Below are 18,428 nucleotides of genomic sequence, written 5' to 3' on the forward strand. Positions count from 1 at the left end.
AGTCGCGATCTGCCACCCGTTGAACGATTAATTCCGATTTAGCGCCACCAGTATTTAATGAGAACCGATTATGTTAACCATCACCCGCAAACTTGAATTCGATGCTGGCCATCGTATCCCCGATCATAAAAGCCAGTGTCGCAATTTGCACGGTCATCGCTATACCCTTGAAATTACGCTGGTCGGTGCGGTGATCGAAGTTGAGGGAAGCTCCGACAATGGCATGATCATGGACTTTTCGGACATTAAAACACTAGCCAAGCAGCATCTTGTTGACGTATGGGATCATGCCTTCATTGTGTATGAAAAAGATACCGCCGTGCGTGAATTCCTGGCAACGTTGCCGGACCATAAAACGGTAGTAATTGATCGGATTCCGACCGTCGAAAATTTGGCGCGTACTGCCTACGACATACTTAAGGCAGCCTATAAAGATCATTACGGCACAGGCTTGCATCTGCAAAAGCTGGTATTGCACGAGACGCCAAATTGTTGGGCGGAGATTTCCGAAGACCGCTGATCGATTGTTAGGGCTGTACTTTAGGCGATCTTGCTTTTGTTGGTCTTGTAGCGTATTTGTGTTTAGCGTAGCAAGGTGGATATTGATTTGCTGAAGTCGTTTTTATTTCATTGCCGTTTTTGTATAAAGTCTGTATGAATATCCCGCTCCAACCTGTCGATAATAGCCTCCGCGATGCAATCTTCATGCAGCAGGCGCTTCTCCAGGCACACAATGCCTGGGCTCTTGGAGAAGTGCCGGTGGGAGCGGTGGTTGTCAAGGATGGCATTGTCGTCGCTACCGGCTTTAATCAGCCAATTGGCAATCACGACCCGACCGCACACGCCGAAATTATGGCGTTACGTTCTGCGGCAACATTACTTGGCAATTATCGGTTACCGGGCTGCGAACTGTATGTCACGCTAGAACCGTGCGTAATGTGCGCAGGAGCGATGTTGCATGCGCGATTGGCGCGAGTCGTGTACGGTGCCAGCGACCCTAAAACCGGCGCCGGGGGTTCCGTAGTTAATCTGTTTGCGCAAGAACAGCTCAACCATCAGACGCTCTTATCCGGTGGCGTATTGGCGGAAGACTGTAGCAAATTGCTAAAACTATTCTTTGCCGAGCGTCGTCTGGCGAAACAAAAATCCAGCTGATCTAACTCAATTTATACTTTAATCCCGGCCAGAGAAAGCGTACCAGTGGATCAAAAAAACTCATCATCAGCCGCGATGCTTTCACCTTCGGAACATACAGCGTTCTCCAAAAAAATTGGTGTGGCATTGATCGCTCCCGGCGGCTACCCGTTAGACGAACAAGTTTTGGGGCGCGGCATTCTTGCGCTGCAACAGCAAGGCTGCGTGGTCTATAACTATTATGATGGTGCTACTAAATATCAGCGTTTTGGCGGAACCGATGCGGGACGCGTAGCGCAAATAGTCGCCGCTATAGAAAATCCGCAAGTGCAGGTGGTGATGGCGATGCGCGGTAGTTATGGCATGTCGCGGCTCTTGCCGTTACTGGATTTTGAGCGTATCACAGCGAGCAAAAAGATTTTTGTCGGCCATAGTGATTTCACGGCTTTTCAGCTTGCATTACTAGCCCAAACCGGGTTCCCGAGTTTTGCCGGTCCGATGCTGTGTAGTGACTTTGGCGACGCCACGTTGAGCGAATTTACGATCTCCCATTTTTGGCAAAGTTTGCGGCAGCCCGAGCAAACGCTGGAGGTGGTGGCAAGCGGCAACCCAGAGGTAAGCGTTGAAGGAATGCTGTGGGGCGGCAATCTGGCGATGATCAATCATTTGATCGGTACGCCTTATTTTCCGCAAATCGAAGATGGAATATTGTTCATCGAGGATATTGGCGAGCATCCCTATCGCATCGAGCGCATGATGCTGCAGTTGCAATACGCCGGAATTTTAGACCGTCAACGGGCCATCGTGATGGGCAAATTTTCGCAATATCAGTTGGCGGAGCATGACAATGGCTATGATTTCGACGCGATGCTGGCGTATCTGCGCTCGCATATTTCGGTACCGATATTGACTGGCTTGCCATTTGGCCATATTCGCGACAAGCTGACCCTGCCGGTTGGCGGGCATGCAAAGCTGGTGTCTGGTTTTGACGGCTTTCAGCTTCATCTCAGTGGCACGCTCGTACTGAGCTGACGTACTGAGCTGACGTATTGCTCTGATGTATTGATCTGATGTATTGAGCTAACTAACTGCGCTAATCTACTGGGCTCTTTTTTGCTGTCATTTTTTTCCGTAATGCCTGTGGCTTAGCTGGTCTGCTAACCCGATATGCCTTCTCCCGCCTCGAGTTTCCTCTTCCCCGCGTTGGTATTCAGGGTCCGCGACCTATTGCTCCCTGAAATCGTTAATACCTAAATGCATATCGCTTGTCGCAAAAATTTCATTAGATAGTTATTAATATTTCCCCTAGGATACGAGATGGTTTGAGGCATTCGGAGGTCATCTTCGGCTTGTTTCAAGGCAAAAAATTGCGGAAATAAAGAATCTCACAAATACATCGACGAGACTATCCGCCGCGTGTACCGCAAACAGCGTGTTAAACCACCTCCAAGGAGTAGACAAATGAAGTTCGCAAACAAAAAAATACTACAGTGCACATTATTTTTAGCAATCGGTCTGAGTGCAGCATCAAATGCGCTCGCTGATAAACCGTTGGTGATCGGTTTTGCTCAGGTAGGTGCAGAAAGCGAATGGCGTAGCGCCAATACCGCGTCGATTAAAGACGCCGCGAGCAAGGCAGGCGTGACGCTGAAATTCTCCGATGCGCAACAAAAGCAAGAAAATCAGATTAAGGCGATTCGCTCATACATCGCCCAAAAAGTAGACGTGATTGCGTTTTCTCCAGTAGTTGAATCAGGATGGGATACCGTGCTAAAAGAAGCCAAGAGCGCCAAAATCCCTGTCATTTTGACTGATCGCGCTGTCAACGTTACGGATAAGTCCCTGTATGTTACGTTCATTGGCTCTGACTTCGTTGAGGAAGGTCATCGTGCCGGTCGCTGGTTGCTTGAGCGCTCCAAGACTATGCCTGCAGGTGACATTAATATCGTTGAGTTGCAAGGGACGGTCGGTTCTGCCCCGGCAATTGATCGTAAAGCGGGTTTTGAGAAAGAAATTGCAACTAATCCTCGTCTGAAAATTATCCGCTCGCAAACCGGGGATTTCACCCGGGCAAAAGGCAAGGAGGTGATGGAGGCCTTTCTAAAAGCCGAAGGTAAAAAAATCAATGTCTTGTATGCACACAATGACGACATGGCGATTGGTGCGATTCAGGCAATTGAAGAAGCGGGCTTGAAACCGGGTAAGGATATTCTGGTGATTTCGGTTGACGGCGTCAAAGGTGCTTTCGAGGCGATGATGGCCGGCAAGTTAAATGTCACGGTTGAATGTAGCCCACTGTTGGGTCCGCAATTGATGCAAGTGGCGAAGGACATCGTGGCAGGCAAGGCGGTCCCGAAACGAATCACAACGCTTGAAGGTGTGTTCCCGGCAGAAGTCGCTGCCAATGAATTTCCTAATCGCAAGTATTAGGAGGTTGCGCTTAAAAACTGCGTGAAGATCGACCGATGAGGATTCAACAGACGAGACCTCGGCTACTGAGCGAGTATGTATATGCGTCTGCCCTCATTGCGTTCGACCTCTCATCCTCCGCACCACATGCGGCCGCATGCTAGCGCATGTTTTTGCATGCGGTAGCGTGATCTTCCCGGAAAATTACTTTGCCAATGGTGACATTGATGACCCCATCTCTTTCTACGTCGATTTCTGGTGATATGGATCGTACCAAGCCAGTGTTGGAACTGCGCGGTATTAATAAAGTTTTCCCCGGTGTTAAAGCGCTGACCGAGGTTGGACTGATGCTTTTTCCGGGCGAAGTCCACACCCTGATGGGCCAAAATGGTGCTGGCAAATCCACATTGATCAAAATATTGACCGGTGTGTACGCCCCCGATAGCGGACGCATAATATTGCAAGGCCAGTCAGTTCAGCCGCGCTCGACGCTCGACGCACAAAATCTGGGAATAAGCGCCGTTTACCAAGAAGTTAATCTTTGCCTTAACCTGTCCGTTGCCGAGAACATATTTATTGGCCGCTATCCTATGCGGTATGGCCGGAATGGTTTCATCGACTGGTCGACGATGGAAAGAAATGCGCAAAAATTATTGGCTGAACTACAGGTGGAGATTGACGTTGCTGTCCCATTATCTCGCTATTCGCTTGCAGTACAGCAAATGGTCGCGATTTCTCGCGCGTTAAGCATCTCCGCGAAAGTACTGATTCTGGACGAACCTACTTCTAGCCTTGATGAAAACGAAGTACAAATGTTGTTTACCGTGCTGCGACGTTTGCGCGATCAGGGCATGGCGATTTTATTTGTGACCCATTTTCTCGACCAGACATTTGAGATTTCTGATCGCATCACCGTTTTGCGCAATGGCGTGCTCGAAGGTGAGTACGCGGTTGGCGCGCTGACCCGTTTCGATCTGGTCAATAAGATGGTGGGCGTAAGTGCCCAAGAGGCGCAGGCCGCCAGCGTAGCACGTGAAGAAAATTTACAGACATTGCCGACTGCCGAGGTTACGCGGTCGGTGGCTGTCGAAGAGGATGATCCGGTCTTTTTAACCGCATCCAAAATGGGTCGCAAGGGCGCGTTGGCTCCACTAGACCTCACTTGCCGTAGCGGCGAGGTGTTGGGTTTGTGCGGCCTGTTAGGCTCGGGGCGGACCGAAGCGGCGCGATTATTGTTCGGGGCAGATAAGGCTGACAGCGGCACGATTGCAGTTAAAGGCAAGATCCAGAAATTTAATTCTCCTCGCGATGCGATTGCGGCTGGGATTGGATTTTGCTCTGAAAATCGCAAAGAGGAGGGCGCGATTCTGGCGCTGAGCGTGCGCGAAAATATCATTCTGGCGTTGCAGGCGCGCGCGGGGTTGATGCACGTCATCGGGCGTAGACGGCAGCAGGAAATTGCGAATAATTATATTCAATGGCTCGGCATCAAGACACCTAGTGCAGACACGCCGATCAGCAAGCTATCCGGCGGCAATCAGCAAAAGGCATTGCTGGCACGCTGGCTGGCGACCGATCCCGAAATGCTGATTCTTGACGAGCCGACCCGCGGTGTTGACGTCCGTGCCAAGCAGGAGATCATGGATTATGTGGTCTCATTGTGTCGCAAGGGGATGGCGATTCTGTTCATCTCATCCGAAATTGACGAGGTGCTCCGTTGTAGTGATCGCCTGGTGGTTTTGCGCGATCGTAAAGCTTGCGGTGAATATTTGCGGGGCGAGCTAGACGACGCTTCGGTGTTGCAAGTGATCGCAGGAGACGCCGCATGACTATCGATCAACAAGTAAACACGACATCAAAAGCGACGGTATCAGATAAATTAGATAATTCTCGTGTCCAGGGTCCGGTAAAGCCATCGCTGTGGCTGCAGCATCCGCTGTTTTGGCCGAGTACAGCATTAGTTACGTTGCTATTGATCGATCTATTCATGATTCCGGGATTTTTTCGATTAGAAATGAAAGACGGGCATTTGTATGGCAGCCTGATCGACATCGTTAATCGGGCTGCACCGCTGATGCTGGTAGCGCTAGGCATGACACTGGTCATCGCCACGCGTGGTATTGATATCTCAGTTGGGGCGGTGGTCGCGATCTCTGGTGCGGTTGCTACCTGTCTGATCGGCGGCGACATGGCGGTGATCAATGGCATGCCCGAATACGTCAGCAAAATGCCAATGATACTGGCGCTATTTATCGCTCTGGGCGCAGCGATTCTATGCGGGGCCTGGAATGGATTGTTGGTGTCGACGCTGGGTTTGCAACCCATTATTGCGACGTTAATCCTTATGGTAGGAGGGCGTGGGCTGGCCCAATTGATCACCGACGGTCAAATCATCACGGTCTATTACAAACCTTTTTTCTTCATCGGCAGTGGTTATTTGCTCGGTCTGCCATTCTCATTGTTTATCGTACTGGCGGTCGGCGGCATTTTACTATTACTCATGCGTAAAACTGCGTTGGGCTTATTTATTCAGGCCGTCGGTATCAATCCGGTAGCGTCCCGTCTGGCAGGTATCAAAACTTCCGCGCTGATCTTTTTTGTGTACATGTTTTGTAGCGCTTGCGCTGGGATGGCGGGGTTGATGATCAGTGCCAATATTAAAAGTGCGGATGCTAACAACGCAGGGTTGCTCATGGAGCTTGATGCCATTCTGGCGGTAACGCTGGGCGGAACATCGCTGGCTGGAGGAAAATTCAGCCTGCTCGGCAGCGTAATCGGCGCATTGATAATCCAGACCCTGACGTACACTATTTACTCCATCGGCGTGCCGCCTGAAGTCAATATGGTGGTTAAATCGATCGTCGTATTTATTGTCTGCTTGTCCCAATCACCACAATTTCGGTGGCATTTCTCCAGTGCCGGGGTCCGTCGTTTTAAACATTTTTTTATGGCGAGTAAATAATGGCCAACGCCACAGTAAACAATTCCCGTGCTTTACGCTTGCGCACATTATTCAACTCTCCCTATTTCACCTCCGTAATCACAGTCGTGTTGTTTGTCATTATGTTCGTGCTGGGGGCAGTTTCTTACCCAGGATTTTTCTCCGCACAGGTATTTTTTAATTTACTGATCGATAACGCTTATCTATTGGTAATTGGTATCGGCATGACCTTTGTGATCCTTTCTGGCGGGATTGATTTATCGGTCGGCTCGGTATTGGCGCTGACCACGATGATTTCGGCTTATCTATTGCAGTCGTTGCACTGGCCCCCAATAGTCGTAATGTTATGTGTATTGCTGATGGGCGCCTTATTTGGTGCATTGATGGGTGCGCTGATGCATTTCTTTAAGTTGCAAGCGTTTATCGTTACGCTAGCCGGCATGTTTTTTGCCCGTGGGCTGTGTTATTTGATCAGCATAAATTCGATCACAATTGATAATTCGCTGTATGTGACGCTGTCGCAAGCGCGTCTCAATTTGTTCGGCGCGTTTATTTCACCCAGCGTGGTGATTGCACTCCTGACGCTGGCGTTGGCGATTTATCTGGCGCATTACACGCGCTTTGGTCGGGCGGTGTATGCCATGGGCGGCAATGAAGAATCTGCCCATTTGATGGGTTTGCCGGTAGGTCGAACCAAAATATTGGTGTACGCTTTTAGTGGATTTAGTGCGTCGCTCGCAGGGATTCTGTTTTCGCTGTACATGTTGTCCGGCTACGGTTTACATGCGCAAGGTGCGGAACTGGATGCAATTGCAGCGGTTGTAATTGGCGGCACGTTATTGAGCGGCGGTTACGGTTATGTAGCGGGTACGCTATCCGGCGTGTTGATTCTGGGCGTGATTCAGACGCTCATATCTTTTGATGGCACGCTGAGTTCCTGGTGGACCAAAATTGTGATCGGTGCATTACTTTTCATCTTTTGTCTGGCGCAGCGCTTATTGGCCATTGGTGGAAAAGCACGGGGAAGCGCACCAAAGACGGTGTAAAAATGCGACGAAAAGTTACTTTATGTTATTTTTAGCGTGAAATTTGGCTTTAAACTGCATATCGCGATAGTCTAGGTTAAACCCCGTCTGGCAAAATGGTAAAATATAAGGTTATTCCATATTGTTTTAAGGGCTTTATTCCGTGCTATCCACAGCAAATATTACGATGCAGTTCGGCGCTAAGCCGTTATTTGAAAACATATCAGTCAAGTTCGGCGATGGTAACCGTTACGGTTTGATCGGTGCCAACGGCTGCGGTAAGTCGACTTTTATGAAGATTTTAGGCGGTGATCTGGATCCGTCTGCTGGTAATGTGATGCTCGACCCGAACGAGCGTTTGGGTAAATTGCGTCAGGATCAGTTTGCGTTTGAAGAAATGCGCGTGCTGGATGTTGTGATGATGGGCCACACTGAGATGTGGGCAGCGATGGCTGAGCGTGACGCTATTTATGCCAATCCGGAAGCCACTGACGACGACTACATGAAAGCCGCAGAGCTTGAGGCCAAGTTTGCAGAGTACGACGGCTACACGGCGGAATCGCGCGCGGGCGAACTGTTGCTTGGCGTGGGTGTTGCCATGGATCAGCATAAAGGCCCTATGAGCAACGTGGCACCCGGCTGGAAGCTGCGTGTCTTGCTGGCACAGGCGCTGTTCTCCAATCCGGATATCTTATTGCTGGATGAGCCAACCAACAATCTGGATATTAATACCATTCGCTGGCTGGAAGATGTGCTCAATCAGCGCAACTCAACCATGATCATCATTTCGCATGATCGCCACTTTTTAAATCAGGTATGCACTCACATGGCCGATATGGATTACGGCACATTGAAGGTGTATCCGGGCAATTACGATGACTACATGCTGGCGTCAACGCAGGCGCGTGCGCAGCAGTTGTCGGTGAATGCCAAGGCCAAAGATAAAGTTGCTGAATTACAAGATTTTGTGCGTCGTTTCGCGGCCAATAAGTCCAAAGCACGTCAGGCGACATCCCGCGCTAAACAAATTGAAAAAATCAAGGTTGAAGACCTCAAGCCATCGAGTCGCGCCAATCCTTTTATTCGTTTTGATGGCGAGAAAAAACTCCATCGTCTGGCGGTGGACGTGCAAAGCATTACCAAAACTTATGACCGTACGTTGTTCAAAAACTTCGGCATCATGGTTGAAGCTGGCGAGCGCATCGCGATTATCGGTGCCAATGGTGCCGGTAAAACTACTTTACTCCGTAGCATAGGTGGTCAGGATATTTGTGGTTTGGAAGCCGACAGCGGTCTTGTGAAGTGGGCAGAAAATGCCAATCCGGGCTACATGCCGCAAGACCCGACAGAGAATTTCGCCGCAGATATTACGCTGACCGACTGGATGGGCGCATGGACGCAAGAAGGCGACGACGATCAGGCGGTCCGCTCAATTTTAGGGCGTTTGCTGTTCAGTGGCGATGACGTTAAAAAATCTGTTAAGGTATTGTCAGGCGGTGAAAAGGGGCGCATGACTTATGGCAAACTGATGTTAGGTCGCCATAATATTCTGTTGATGGATGAGCCAACCAATCATATGGATATGGAGTCTATCGAGTCGTTGAATATTGCGCTCGATAAGTATGCCGGCACGCTGATTTTTGTGTCGCATGACCGTGAGTTTGTATCGTCATTGGCAACCCGGATATTGGAAGTAAAAGAGAGTGAAATCATCGATTTCCGTGGTAACTACGAAGATTACCTGAGTAGTCAGGGTATTGAGTAATTGATCGATTTGGTCGGGCATGCACTAGCGCAATGGTTGCTCCTAACAGAGCAATCATTCATCATAGTAAGGATGACGGCGAGAATGACGGCGAATCCAGAGAAATTTATTGATGATATTTAAGGCAGCAAATTTAGATAGCAAAAAATCGCACCGAGTCTTCAGGTGCGATTTTTTTTTGCGCCGCATATTGCGGTAGTGATAGTACGCAGCGATTGTTTTATTTGAATGGACGTTACCTATTCCAGATGAATGGAATTTGGTCCCGGTTGACCCAGATAAAGTAATTTATCGAGCCGATCACGCAGGCTACGCGTGGTTTCTTTGCCTTTGGACTTGAATATCGCCTCCAGATAGAGTTGGCGCAATTCCTTGAAGTCATCGATCGAGCCTGCACGTTCGACTTTCAACTGCAGACCGTAACCGCGCAGACCGATCATGCTTTTGATCGTTTCATTGTAGAACCGATAAATAGCCTCAAATTGACTTTGTCCGGGTGGCAGGATTGACCCGACCTCCTCGACCGGTTGCGCGGGCGCTGCGGTGGATATAGGCTGCAAAGGCGGCGCAATATTAACGGTATTTGGCGGGATGGAGGTAGCACTGACAGTAGACGGATTGGCGCGGCTTGCGTGGATCTCAATCAGACCGGTCTCAAACAATACATCGAGATGCGTCGCGGTTAATCCGAGCCCTGCAACTTTAGTTAGGACCGCGGTGCTCTCGGTTTTTCCGTCGATAAGTAATAATAGCGTGCGCAAGCGTGGTGTAAGATTATGTCCGCGTACCGCGATTTCAGCCCGTCCGCGTGTGGTTTTGTCAAAAATTGTCATATTTGTCATCTCACTCCTTATTGGTAATTAATATTACGGTGGTTTTTTGAAGATGGCTACACAGCTATATTGCAGCAAGGTATTCGCGTTGGCGGTAAAATTGGCTTCCGTTGTTTGTCAGAGACCCGTTTTTTGGTTTCGATACTCCTTTTGGCCTCTCACTTGATTCAGGTTTATTATCGTCATGCCATCTACACAAATCAAAACCATCGAATTTGAACGCCCGCAAATGGCGCAGGGCAGCAGTTGCACCGCGCATGCGTGGGCGCGTGTTCCTGCTACCCCTTCGCCGCAGGAAAAAAGCGAACTTAAGGCCCGTATCAAACGCCTCTTGGTAGAGAAGCAGGCAGTCCTGGTGGCCCATTATTACGTAGATGCCGATTTACAGGATCTGGCCGAAGAAACCGGTGGGTGCGTTTCCGACTCATTGGAAATGGCCCGTTTTGGGCGTGATCACCCGGCCCAGACGCTCGTTGTCGCAGGCGTGAAATTTATGGGCGAAACATCCAAGATTCTCAGCCCGCACAAGAGAGTGCTGATGCCCGATCTTGACGCTACATGTTCATTGGATCTGGGTTGCCCGGCTGATGAATTCAGTGCATTTTGCGATGCCCATCCGGATCGTACTGTCGTGGTCTATGCCAACACCAGCGCGGCTGTAAAAGCGCGGGCGGACTGGATGGTGACGTCGTCAATTGGTCTGGACATCGTGGCCCATCTGCACGCGCAAGGAAAAAAAATTCTATGGGCACCGGATAAGCATCTCGGTGGGTATATCCAGAAAAAAACCGGCGCGGATATGTTGTTGTGGCAGGGTTCCTGTCTGGTGCATGACGAGTTTAAAGGGATAGAACTGGAGCTCCTGCGCAAGCAGCATCCCGGTGCCAAGGTATTGGTACACCCGGAGTCGCCGCAAGACGTGGTGGACCAGGCCGACGTCGTTGGCTCGACATCGCAACTGATTGCGGCAGCGCAGATGCTGGATGCGGAAGAGTTTATCGTCGCGACTGATAACGGCATTTTGCACAAGATGCGGATGGCTGCGCCCGGTAAACGATTTATCGATGCGCCTACCGCCGGTAACAGTGCCACCTGCAAAAGTTGTGCGCACTGCCCGTGGATGGCGATGAACGGCTTACAGAATTTAGCCGATGTTCTCGAGTCCGGTAGTAATGAAATACACGTTGAAGCCGAAACCAGCCGCAAGGCCGTCATTTGCATCGACCGCATGCTCGATTTTGCGGCCGAACGCAAAGCTAACACCCGTCCGTCCAGCGATCTGGCGCAAGAACAAGCATTATTTTCAGGAATCGGTCCCGCATGAGTCTCCCTAATCGTAGCAATAGCGCCACCATCGCCACGGTCAGCACTTTAAAAAATCGTTTTGCACCGTTTGATGATGCGCTGCAAATGGCATTTGAAAATAATATCAATGCGGCCATCGCGGAAGACGTGGGCAGCGGCGACTTTACCGGTATGTTGGTGCCGGCAGATGCGATGGTCAAGGCCCGCGTGATCGTGCGTGAAGAGGCAGTGCTCTGCGGCGCACCCTGGTTTGAGGCGGTCATGCAACGCCTTGACGGTCGGATTCAAATCGAATGGCAATATGCAGAGGGCGACTTGATGCGCGCTGACAGCGAAGTCTGCGTGATTACGGCTCCTGCGCGTGGTCTGCTGACCGCTGAGCGTGGCGCGCTTAATTTTTTGCAGTTGCTATCCGGCGTAGCGACTGCAACCCGACGTTACGTCCTTGCTGTGGCGGACACTAACGCTAAAATTCTCGACACCCGCAAGACATTGCCCGGCTTACGTCTGGCGCAAAAATACGCGGTGCGGGTTGGTGGCGGGCACAATCAACGGCTGGCGCTGTATGACGGCATCCTCATCAAAGAAAACCACATCGCAGCAGCTGGCGGCATTAGCGCCGCAATGCGCGCAGCGCAGGGACTGAACGCCGGTGTAACAATACAGGTTGAGGTAGAGGATCTGGTAGAACTGGATGAGGCGCTGACGGCAGGCGCGGTCTCGATCCTGCTCGATAATTTTAGTTTGGATGCGATGCGTGAAGCGGTCAATCTGACAGCGGGCAGGGCGCTGTTGGAAGCCTCTGGCGGCATCAACATGGAGACCGTGCGGGCGATTGCCGCGACCGGCGTCGATCGGATCTCCATTGGCAGTCTGACCAAGGACATTCAGGCTGCCGATTACTCTCTGCGTGTGCTTGACTAAAAGCAGAACTAAAAGCCGAGACCGATAACTGGCCGAATTGCATAAAATAAAGGAATCGAGCGTGGTAGCTTTCTCGATTTCCTTTATTTGACCAACACGCTTGCGGAGAAATATCCTGGCCAACGAAAACTATGCGCGCCGGTCTGGCTTATTGTAGTACTTTGGCTTGGGTTCGTCCGGCGTCAATACCGTTGGCAATGCCTTGGCTAGCGTTTCGGGATAATCCTGGCTGTAATGCAATCCACGACTTTCGCGGCGCGATAATGCGCTTTCGATGATAAGTGCTGCTACCTGCACCAAGTTACGCAGCTCTAGCAAATCGCGGCTGATGCGGAAATGGGTGTAATACTCATCAATTTCTTCTTTCAACAATCGGATCCGATGCTGGGCGCGTTCCAGGCGTTTGTTGGTGCGGACGATGCCGACGTAATTCCACATAAAGCGACGTAACTCATCCCAGTTATGGGCGATAACGACTTCTTCATCGGCATCAATGACACGGCTTTCATCCCATGCTGGTAGAGGCCGTCCCTTCGGTGTTGGTTGTTGCTCGATATATTTAGCCGTGGCACGACCGATCACCACGCACTCTAGTAATGAGTTACTGGCGAGACGATTGGCGCCGTGCAAGCCGGTATAAGCGGTCTCCCCAACGGCGTACAAGCCGGGGAGGTCAGTGCGACCGCTGAGGTCGGTCACCACGCCACCGCATGTAAAATGCACCGCTGGCACGACGGGAATCGGCTGGGTCGTGATGTCTATCCCGAACTCAAGGCAGCGCGCATAAATCGTCGGAAAATGTTCCTTGAGGAACTCCGGCGACTTGTGGCTGATATCCAGATCGACATGATCGAGACCGCGTTTTTTCATTTCAAAGTCAATCGCCCGGGCCACGATATCGCGCGGCGCCAGTTCAGCGCGCTCGTCATGATCGGGCATAAATCGCTTGCCTGCATCTTCTCCTTCGGTACCGGGAAGTTTTAACAAACCGCCTTCGCCGCGGATCGCTTCGGAGATCAAAAATGATTTGGCGTACGGGTGATACAGGCAAGTAGGGTGGAACTGGATGAACTCCATATTGGCCACCCGGCATCCAGCGCGCCACGCCATCGCGATGCCGTCGCCGGTGGCGGTGTCGGGATTGGTGGTGTACAGATACACTTTGCCCGCGCCGCCGGTAGCCATCACAGTATGTCCAGCGCTAATAGTCAGTACTTTGCCGGTTTTTACGTTCTTTGCATACAGTCCCAGACACTGCGGCGATACGCCTTTTCCATCGATTTTTTTGGTTGTAATCAGATCAATCGCGTAGTGGTCCTCAAGCAAGGTAATGTTGGGATGCGCGCGGATTTTTTGTTCAAGGGTGACTTGTACAGCATGTCCCGTTGCATCGGCTGCATGGATGATGCGGCGCTGGCTGTGGCCGCCTTCCCGCGTCAGGTGAAAGCCTAATTCGGCGCTGGCATCGGTTGTAAACGGCACCCCTTGCTCAATCAACCATTCGATTGCTTCACGCCCATGCTCGACAATATAACGCGTCGCAGCTTCATCACATAACCCGCTACCAGCAATCAGCGTGTCTGAAATATGCTCATCGTAGCTATCGCCAGAGTCCAGCACAGCAGCGATGCCGCCTTGCGCCCAGTTGCTGGCCCCGTCGAGCAGTGCCCGTTTTGAGATGACTGCAACCTTTCTTTGTTCGGCGAGATGAAGAGCAACTGAGAGGCCGGCCAGACCACTACCAATAATAGCGACATCGAATTTCATAGTGTTTAGAGATGAAGGGTGTAATGTTAATTGCTCTGAATTGCGAGAGAAGTGGGTCAGTAATTAGGTGGAATAGTGTAGCGCAAGCTGCGGTGTTTTGCATTGGTATGACCGGGCGGACATTTTCGTGCGATCGCGAGATATTTTCCTCTGCGTACTGGGCAAAAAGCCGGCGGTTTTTGAAAGAACATATTGTGGGACCGGTGTTCGCAATGTTGTAGATCAATACGTGAATGGACTGTACATCATGTAAAAAACTGGGGTCTGTAAAGCAGGTTTTTGAGTCAGGCACGGCATAACTTTATGAATACGACGGTAAACAACCTTGCGTCGCCAACCAATGGTTAGCGACGCGGACTGCATAAACGGCTACATGGAAGAACGCTTCATGATGACGTTAAACCGGCATCACTGGTTTCACTTTAGCGGCGGCCTGTTTGGCGCGGACGCGCGCGGTCTCCACGTCGCTTGCAACGGCGAGGATCACGCCCATACGGCGGCGTGCAAACGATTCTGGTTTGCCAAATAAGCGTATGTCTATGCCTGGATCACGTAGCGCTTCTGCCACGCCTTCAAATGCAATTCCTTTGGCATCGTGCTTACCGTAAATGACTGCCGAGGCTGCCGGTGTGTGGAGGGCTACATTGACTGGCAAGCCAAGGATTGCTTTGGCGTGCAACTCAAATTCGCTTTGCTGCTGACTCGCCATGGTGACCATTCCGGTATCGTGGGGGCGGGGGCTGACTTCAGAGAACCAGACCATGTCATTCTTAACAAACAACTCGACGCCGAAGACGCCCAGACCGCCGAGATTATCGGTAACTTTCTTTGCAATATCGCGCGCACGAACCAGCGCTTCAGGGTGCATCGGATGCGGTTGCCATGATTCAACATAATCACCCTGCACCTGGACATGACCGATAGGCTCACAGAAATGGGTCTTGATGCTGCCGTCTGCCTCTAACGCACGAACCGTTAACAACGTAATTTCATAGTCGAAGTCGATGAAACCTTCGACGATGACGCGACCGGCATCAACCCGTCCGCCTGCAGCGGCGTGTGCCCACGCGGCGTCTATGTCGGCCTCGCTATCTATTTTAGACTGGCCTTTCCCGGACGAGGACATGACCGGCTTGATCACGCACGGGAATCCAATGGCGCCACAGGCAGTTTTTAGTTCGTCGAGATTGTTTGCGAAGCGATACGGTGAGGTAGCAAGGCCAAGCGTTTCTCCAGCCAGCCGGCGAATACCTTCACGGTTCATGGTAAGCCAAACGGCTCTTGCGGTCGGTATAACGGTAATTTTGCCAGACGCTTCCATTGCCACCAGCGTTTCGGTTGCGATGGCTTCAATTTCAGGTACCACCAGATCTGGTTTCTCCAGTGCAATCAGCGCCTCCAGTGCCGCACCATCAGTCATGTTAATAACATGCGAACGGTGCGCGACCTGATGACCCGGGGCATTAGGATAGCGGTCAACTGCGATGACTTCAACGCCAAGACGTTGGAGCGAAATAATGACTTCTTTGCCAAGTTCACCGGAGCCCAGCAACATAACCTTGGTTGCGGAGGAGGAGAGCGGAGTACCGATTCTGACAGGTGTCTTCATATTCTCATATATGGGTAGATGGCTAATGACGATAGCAAATCCTGAAGCTTTTGGACAGCCATAAATACCTATTTTTCTACTCTGAGGCGTTGTATCGGCTTTCGAGCACAAGTAGCAACACTTTGCGCTATTGAATTCTTAGACAAACTTTAAAGAGCAAGTGCTGCAAAAGATTGTTATTGATTTCGCGTTTGAATCGGAGCAATAATTTTTGAACAGAAAATTTAGTTTGCAGAAGTGGAGGTGTTAAGAACGCACCTAGACAGGAAGTGCTGAATAGGTGTGCCGCCTTGATTTATACAAGTAACGCTTGAGGCAATCATAAGCTATTGTGCATAATTTGAATGCTCTCGTCATGATTCGCAGCAAGCCGATGCGCGGAGGGTGAGCAAACGAAGAGTATGTTGGAAAGTTCAATCAGGATTGTTTAAGTAAAATAAAAAGCCGATCAGGTAACCCTGATCGGCTCAACTTGCTGAAGGAATGATTGGAAGGTCGTCCCCACCAACATGATCTAATAAAGGCTTTTTAACCCTATTAGATCTAACGTTCTTCTGCGTAAATGTCGTTATGAATTGTTTCTTTTACGAACAGCATACCGATGATGAATGTCCCGATAGCAATGACGATTGGATACCACAGGCCATAATAAATATCACCTTTATAGGCCACCAGTGCGAAAGCAGTCGTAGGTAGCAAACCACCAAACCAGCCATTACCGATATGATATGGCAACGACATCGAAGTGTAACGAATGCGCGTTGGAAACATCTCAACAAGCATCGCTGCAATCGGGCCATAAACCATCGTGACGTACAGTACAAGAATGAACAGTAACAACAATACCATCGGTTTGTTCATTTGCGCCGGATCCGCTTTACTTGGATAACCAGCACCTCTGATATTGGTGGTCAATTCAGCGCTAAACGCCTTATCTTTAACGGCTGCATCTTCTTTCGACAGACCGTTGGCGTCGTACGAAGTTAGCGTTTTATCGCCGATCTTCACCGTCGCTGCAGAGCCTGGCGTGCCAGCCACGTTTTCATAGTTGACCGACATGGCGGACAATTTTGCTTTGGCGATGTCGCACGATGACGTGAACTTCTTGGTGCCGGTCGGGTTGAACTGAAATTGGCAAGTAGCCGGATCTGCGGTAACGATCACAGGGGCGGTTTTTAATGCCGCTTCCAGAGCAGGGTTAGCATAATGCGTCAGGCCCGAGAAGATCGGAAAGTAAGTCAATGCGGCAATCAGGCAACCTGCAAGAATAATAGGCTTGCGACCAATCTTGTCGGATACCGAGCCGAAAATCAGGAAGAATGGAGTGGCAAGCAATAGCGCCAATGCGATCAGAATGTTCGCAGTTGGACCATCAACCTTGAGGGTTTGAGTCAGGAAAAATAGTGAGTAGAACTGACCCGTGTACCACACCACAGCCTGACCAGCGGTTAAACCAAACAAAGCCAGAATGACCAGCTTCATGTTTTTCCATTGACCGAATGCTTCGGTTAGCGGTGCTTTCGATACTTTGCCCTCTGCCTTCATTTTGGTAAACGCTGGCGATTCGCTCATTGACAAGCGAATCCATACAGATACGCCAAGCAAAACGATTGATACCAGGAACGGAATGCGCCATCCCCAATCAGCAAATGCTTCTTCGCCAACGGCAGTACGTACGCCCAAGATGACCAGCAGCGACAGGAACAAGCCAAGCGTCGCCGTCGTTTGAATCCAGGCTGTAAATGCACCGCGCTTATCATTTGGCGCGTGTTCTGCAACATAAGTTGCGGCACCGCCATACTCGCCGCCCAACGCCAAACCTTGCAGAATGCGTAACGCTACCAAAATAATTGGTGCAGCGATTCCGATAGAATTGTAGTTAGGCAGAATTCCGACGACAAAGGTGGACGCACCCATGATAAGGATGGTTACCAGAAAAGTATATTTTCGTCCGATCATATCGCCCAGACGCCCGAACACGAGCGCACCAAATGGCCGTACGATAAAACCCGCTGCAAATGCTAACAAGGCAAAAATAAAAGCTGTATTTGGATCCGTGCCCGCGAAGAATTGCTTGGCAATAATTGCAGCCAACGAGCCGTACAAATAAAAGTCATACCATTCAAATACTGTACCAAGGGATGATGCAAAAATGACTTTTCGTTCTTCAGGCGTAATTCCGCGAGAAGCAACGTTTGGTGCAGCAATACTGGTTGCCATACTGGTCTCCTTTATTGATATTGTGGGCCTGACTATTTGCAGTAACCGATTGCTTTTGTCGCTAGCGGCTGGCATTACGTTGCAAATAGAATGTGTGTCCGCTTTTCTACGCGTCTCGACGAGTGGAGTGTGCTACCCCAACCTTACGTAAGGCTTGCTTGAAACTTACAGAGACTTACAAAGAAGGGGAATGCATTGTAAAAGCGGATATTTTCCACCGCATTTAGGGTGAATTGGTCTTTTCCGCTTTCGCGCACACATTAAGAAGCATATCCGCAAGAGCAAGACAGCGTTACTCTGGGCAATCCTTTAAAATAAACTTAGCTAAAATATAGCACTCGGGACTTCAACGTGGCGCCCTGGCATTCCATATATTGCTATCTTGAAATTATAAAAATAACACGTTTAATTTCAATGAGCTTATGATCAGGAACGTTGTTTGCATCCGTTAATACTTTGTCATCAAAGCAAGCCTCAAGCACTGTCCCTCTCCCAT

General features: G+C 50.3%; 14 protein-coding genes. 10 read left to right on the top strand and 4 right to left on the bottom strand.

From position 1 onward, the window contains the following. The first annotated feature begins 70 nt into the window (after nucleotides 1-70). The 8 genes from queD to HAV38_RS04095 all read left to right on the top strand — a co-directional run bounded on the left by queD (nucleotide 71) and on the right by HAV38_RS04095 (nucleotide 9,274). Nucleotides 71-520 carry a 6-carboxytetrahydropterin synthase QueD gene (gene queD, locus HAV38_RS04060; protein WP_168052641.1) on the top strand — a complete coding sequence of 150 codons (450 nt, stop codon included), beginning with the start codon at nucleotides 71-73 and terminating at the stop codon, nucleotides 518-520. Nucleotides 521-654: 134 nt separating this feature from the next. After that, entirely contained in the window at nucleotides 655-1,155 is a 501-nt protein-coding gene (gene tadA / locus HAV38_RS04065) for a tRNA adenosine(34) deaminase TadA (protein ID WP_168052643.1), read from the top strand. 75 nt (nucleotides 1,156-1,230) lie between these two features. Beyond that, nucleotides 1,231-2,166, top strand: coding sequence for a muramoyltetrapeptide carboxypeptidase (gene ldcA, locus HAV38_RS04070; protein WP_168053544.1), 936 nt, complete (start codon nucleotides 1,231-1,233; stop codon nucleotides 2,164-2,166). Nucleotides 2,167-2,595: 429 nt separating this feature from the next. Further along, nucleotides 2,596-3,564 carry an ABC transporter substrate-binding protein gene (locus tag HAV38_RS04075; RefSeq protein ID WP_168052645.1) on the top strand — a complete coding sequence of 323 codons (969 nt, stop codon included), beginning with the start codon at nucleotides 2,596-2,598 and terminating at the stop codon, nucleotides 3,562-3,564. A 206-nt stretch (nucleotides 3,565-3,770) separates the two neighbouring features. Continuing rightward, on the top strand, nucleotides 3,771-5,372 hold the full coding sequence (locus HAV38_RS04080; RefSeq protein WP_245182184.1) for a sugar ABC transporter ATP-binding protein: 1,602 nt from the start codon (nucleotides 3,771-3,773) through the stop codon (nucleotides 5,370-5,372). Then, entirely contained in the window at nucleotides 5,369-6,505 is a 1,137-nt protein-coding gene (locus HAV38_RS04085) for an ABC transporter permease (RefSeq protein WP_168052647.1), read from the top strand. The genes HAV38_RS04080 and HAV38_RS04085 overlap by 4 nt, the downstream gene beginning before the upstream one ends. Then, complete coding sequence (gene yjfF / locus HAV38_RS04090) at nucleotides 6,505-7,530, top strand: galactofuranose ABC transporter, permease protein YjfF (RefSeq protein WP_168052649.1); 1,026 nt, start codon at nucleotides 6,505-6,507, stop codon at nucleotides 7,528-7,530. Before HAV38_RS04085 ends, yjfF begins: the two co-directional genes overlap by 1 nt. Before the next feature lie 142 nt (nucleotides 7,531-7,672). Continuing rightward, complete coding sequence (locus tag HAV38_RS04095) at nucleotides 7,673-9,274, top strand: ABC-F family ATPase (protein WP_168052651.1); 1,602 nt, start codon at nucleotides 7,673-7,675, stop codon at nucleotides 9,272-9,274. A gap of 239 nt (nucleotides 9,275-9,513) precedes the next feature. Here HAV38_RS04095 and HAV38_RS04100 read toward each other — a convergent pair whose 3' ends face one another. Then, nucleotides 9,514-10,116 carry a hypothetical protein gene (locus HAV38_RS04100; RefSeq protein ID WP_245182185.1) on the bottom strand — a complete coding sequence of 201 codons (603 nt, stop codon included), beginning with the start codon at nucleotides 10,114-10,116 and terminating at the stop codon, nucleotides 9,514-9,516. A 175-nt stretch (nucleotides 10,117-10,291) separates the two neighbouring features. On the opposite strand from HAV38_RS04100, the gene nadA reads away from it, so the two are divergent. Together nadA and nadC are read left to right on the top strand one after the other, a co-directional pair. Beyond that, nucleotides 10,292-11,431: a quinolinate synthase NadA gene (nadA, locus tag HAV38_RS04105; protein WP_184013367.1), complete on the top strand. Its 1,140-nt coding sequence runs from the start codon at nucleotides 10,292-10,294 to the stop codon at nucleotides 11,429-11,431. Further along, nucleotides 11,428-12,336, top strand: a complete 909-nt coding sequence (gene nadC, locus HAV38_RS04110; protein WP_168052653.1) for a carboxylating nicotinate-nucleotide diphosphorylase — start codon at nucleotides 11,428-11,430, stop codon at nucleotides 12,334-12,336. Before nadA ends, nadC begins: the two co-directional genes overlap by 4 nt. A 129-nt stretch (nucleotides 12,337-12,465) precedes the next feature. Here the strand turns inward: nadC and nadB are convergent, their stop codons facing one another. The 3 genes from nadB to HAV38_RS04125 form a co-directional block, all read right to left on the bottom strand. Continuing rightward, nucleotides 12,466-14,103 (bottom strand): L-aspartate oxidase, encoded by a 1,638-nt coding sequence (gene nadB, locus HAV38_RS04115; RefSeq protein ID WP_168052655.1) that lies wholly within the window; start codon nucleotides 14,101-14,103, stop codon nucleotides 12,466-12,468. A 397-nt stretch (nucleotides 14,104-14,500) separates the two neighbouring features. Further along, nucleotides 14,501-15,712 carry a formate-dependent phosphoribosylglycinamide formyltransferase gene (purT, locus tag HAV38_RS04120; RefSeq protein WP_168052657.1) on the bottom strand — a complete coding sequence of 404 codons (1,212 nt, stop codon included), beginning with the start codon at nucleotides 15,710-15,712 and terminating at the stop codon, nucleotides 14,501-14,503. 543 nt (nucleotides 15,713-16,255) lie between these two features. Then, entirely contained in the window at nucleotides 16,256-17,932 is a 1,677-nt protein-coding gene (locus tag HAV38_RS04125; protein ID WP_168052659.1) for an MFS transporter, read from the bottom strand. Nucleotides 17,933-18,428: the final 496 nt, after the last annotated feature.

The organism is Glaciimonas immobilis (assembly GCF_011947285.1).
Lineage (GTDB): Bacteria > Pseudomonadota > Gammaproteobacteria > Burkholderiales > Burkholderiaceae_D > Glaciimonas > Glaciimonas immobilis.

Excerpts from the sequence above, each read along its gene's own strand:
- nadB (WP_168052655.1), bottom strand. The coding sequence starts at position 14,103 with ATGAAATTCGATGTCGCTATTATTGGTAGTGGTCTGGCCGGCCTCTCA.
- HAV38_RS04075 (WP_168052645.1), top strand. The coding sequence starts at position 2,596 with ATGAAGTTCGCAAACAAAAAAATACTACAGTGCACATTATTTTTAGCA.
- tadA (WP_168052643.1), top strand. The coding sequence starts at position 655 with ATGAATATCCCGCTCCAACCTGTCGATAATAGCCTCCGCGATGCAATC.
- HAV38_RS04080 (WP_245182184.1), top strand. The coding sequence starts at position 3,771 with ATGACCCCATCTCTTTCTACGTCGATTTCTGGTGATATGGATCGTACC.
- queD (WP_168052641.1), top strand. The coding sequence starts at position 71 with ATGTTAACCATCACCCGCAAACTTGAATTCGATGCTGGCCATCGTATC.
- ldcA (WP_168053544.1), top strand. The coding sequence starts at position 1,231 with ATGCTTTCACCTTCGGAACATACAGCGTTCTCCAAAAAAATTGGTGTG.
- HAV38_RS04100 (WP_245182185.1), bottom strand. The coding sequence starts at position 10,116 with ATGACAAATATGACAATTTTTGACAAAACCACACGCGGACGGGCTGAA.
- HAV38_RS04085 (WP_168052647.1), top strand. The coding sequence starts at position 5,369 with ATGACTATCGATCAACAAGTAAACACGACATCAAAAGCGACGGTATCA.
- purT (WP_168052657.1), bottom strand. The coding sequence starts at position 15,712 with ATGAAGACACCTGTCAGAATCGGTACTCCGCTCTCCTCCTCCGCAACC.
- yjfF (WP_168052649.1), top strand. The coding sequence starts at position 6,505 with ATGGCCAACGCCACAGTAAACAATTCCCGTGCTTTACGCTTGCGCACA.
- nadA (WP_184013367.1), top strand. The coding sequence starts at position 10,292 with ATGCCATCTACACAAATCAAAACCATCGAATTTGAACGCCCGCAAATG.
- HAV38_RS04125 (WP_168052659.1), bottom strand. The coding sequence starts at position 17,932 with ATGGCAACCAGTATTGCTGCACCAAACGTTGCTTCTCGCGGAATTACG.
- nadC (WP_168052653.1), top strand. The coding sequence starts at position 11,428 with ATGAGTCTCCCTAATCGTAGCAATAGCGCCACCATCGCCACGGTCAGC.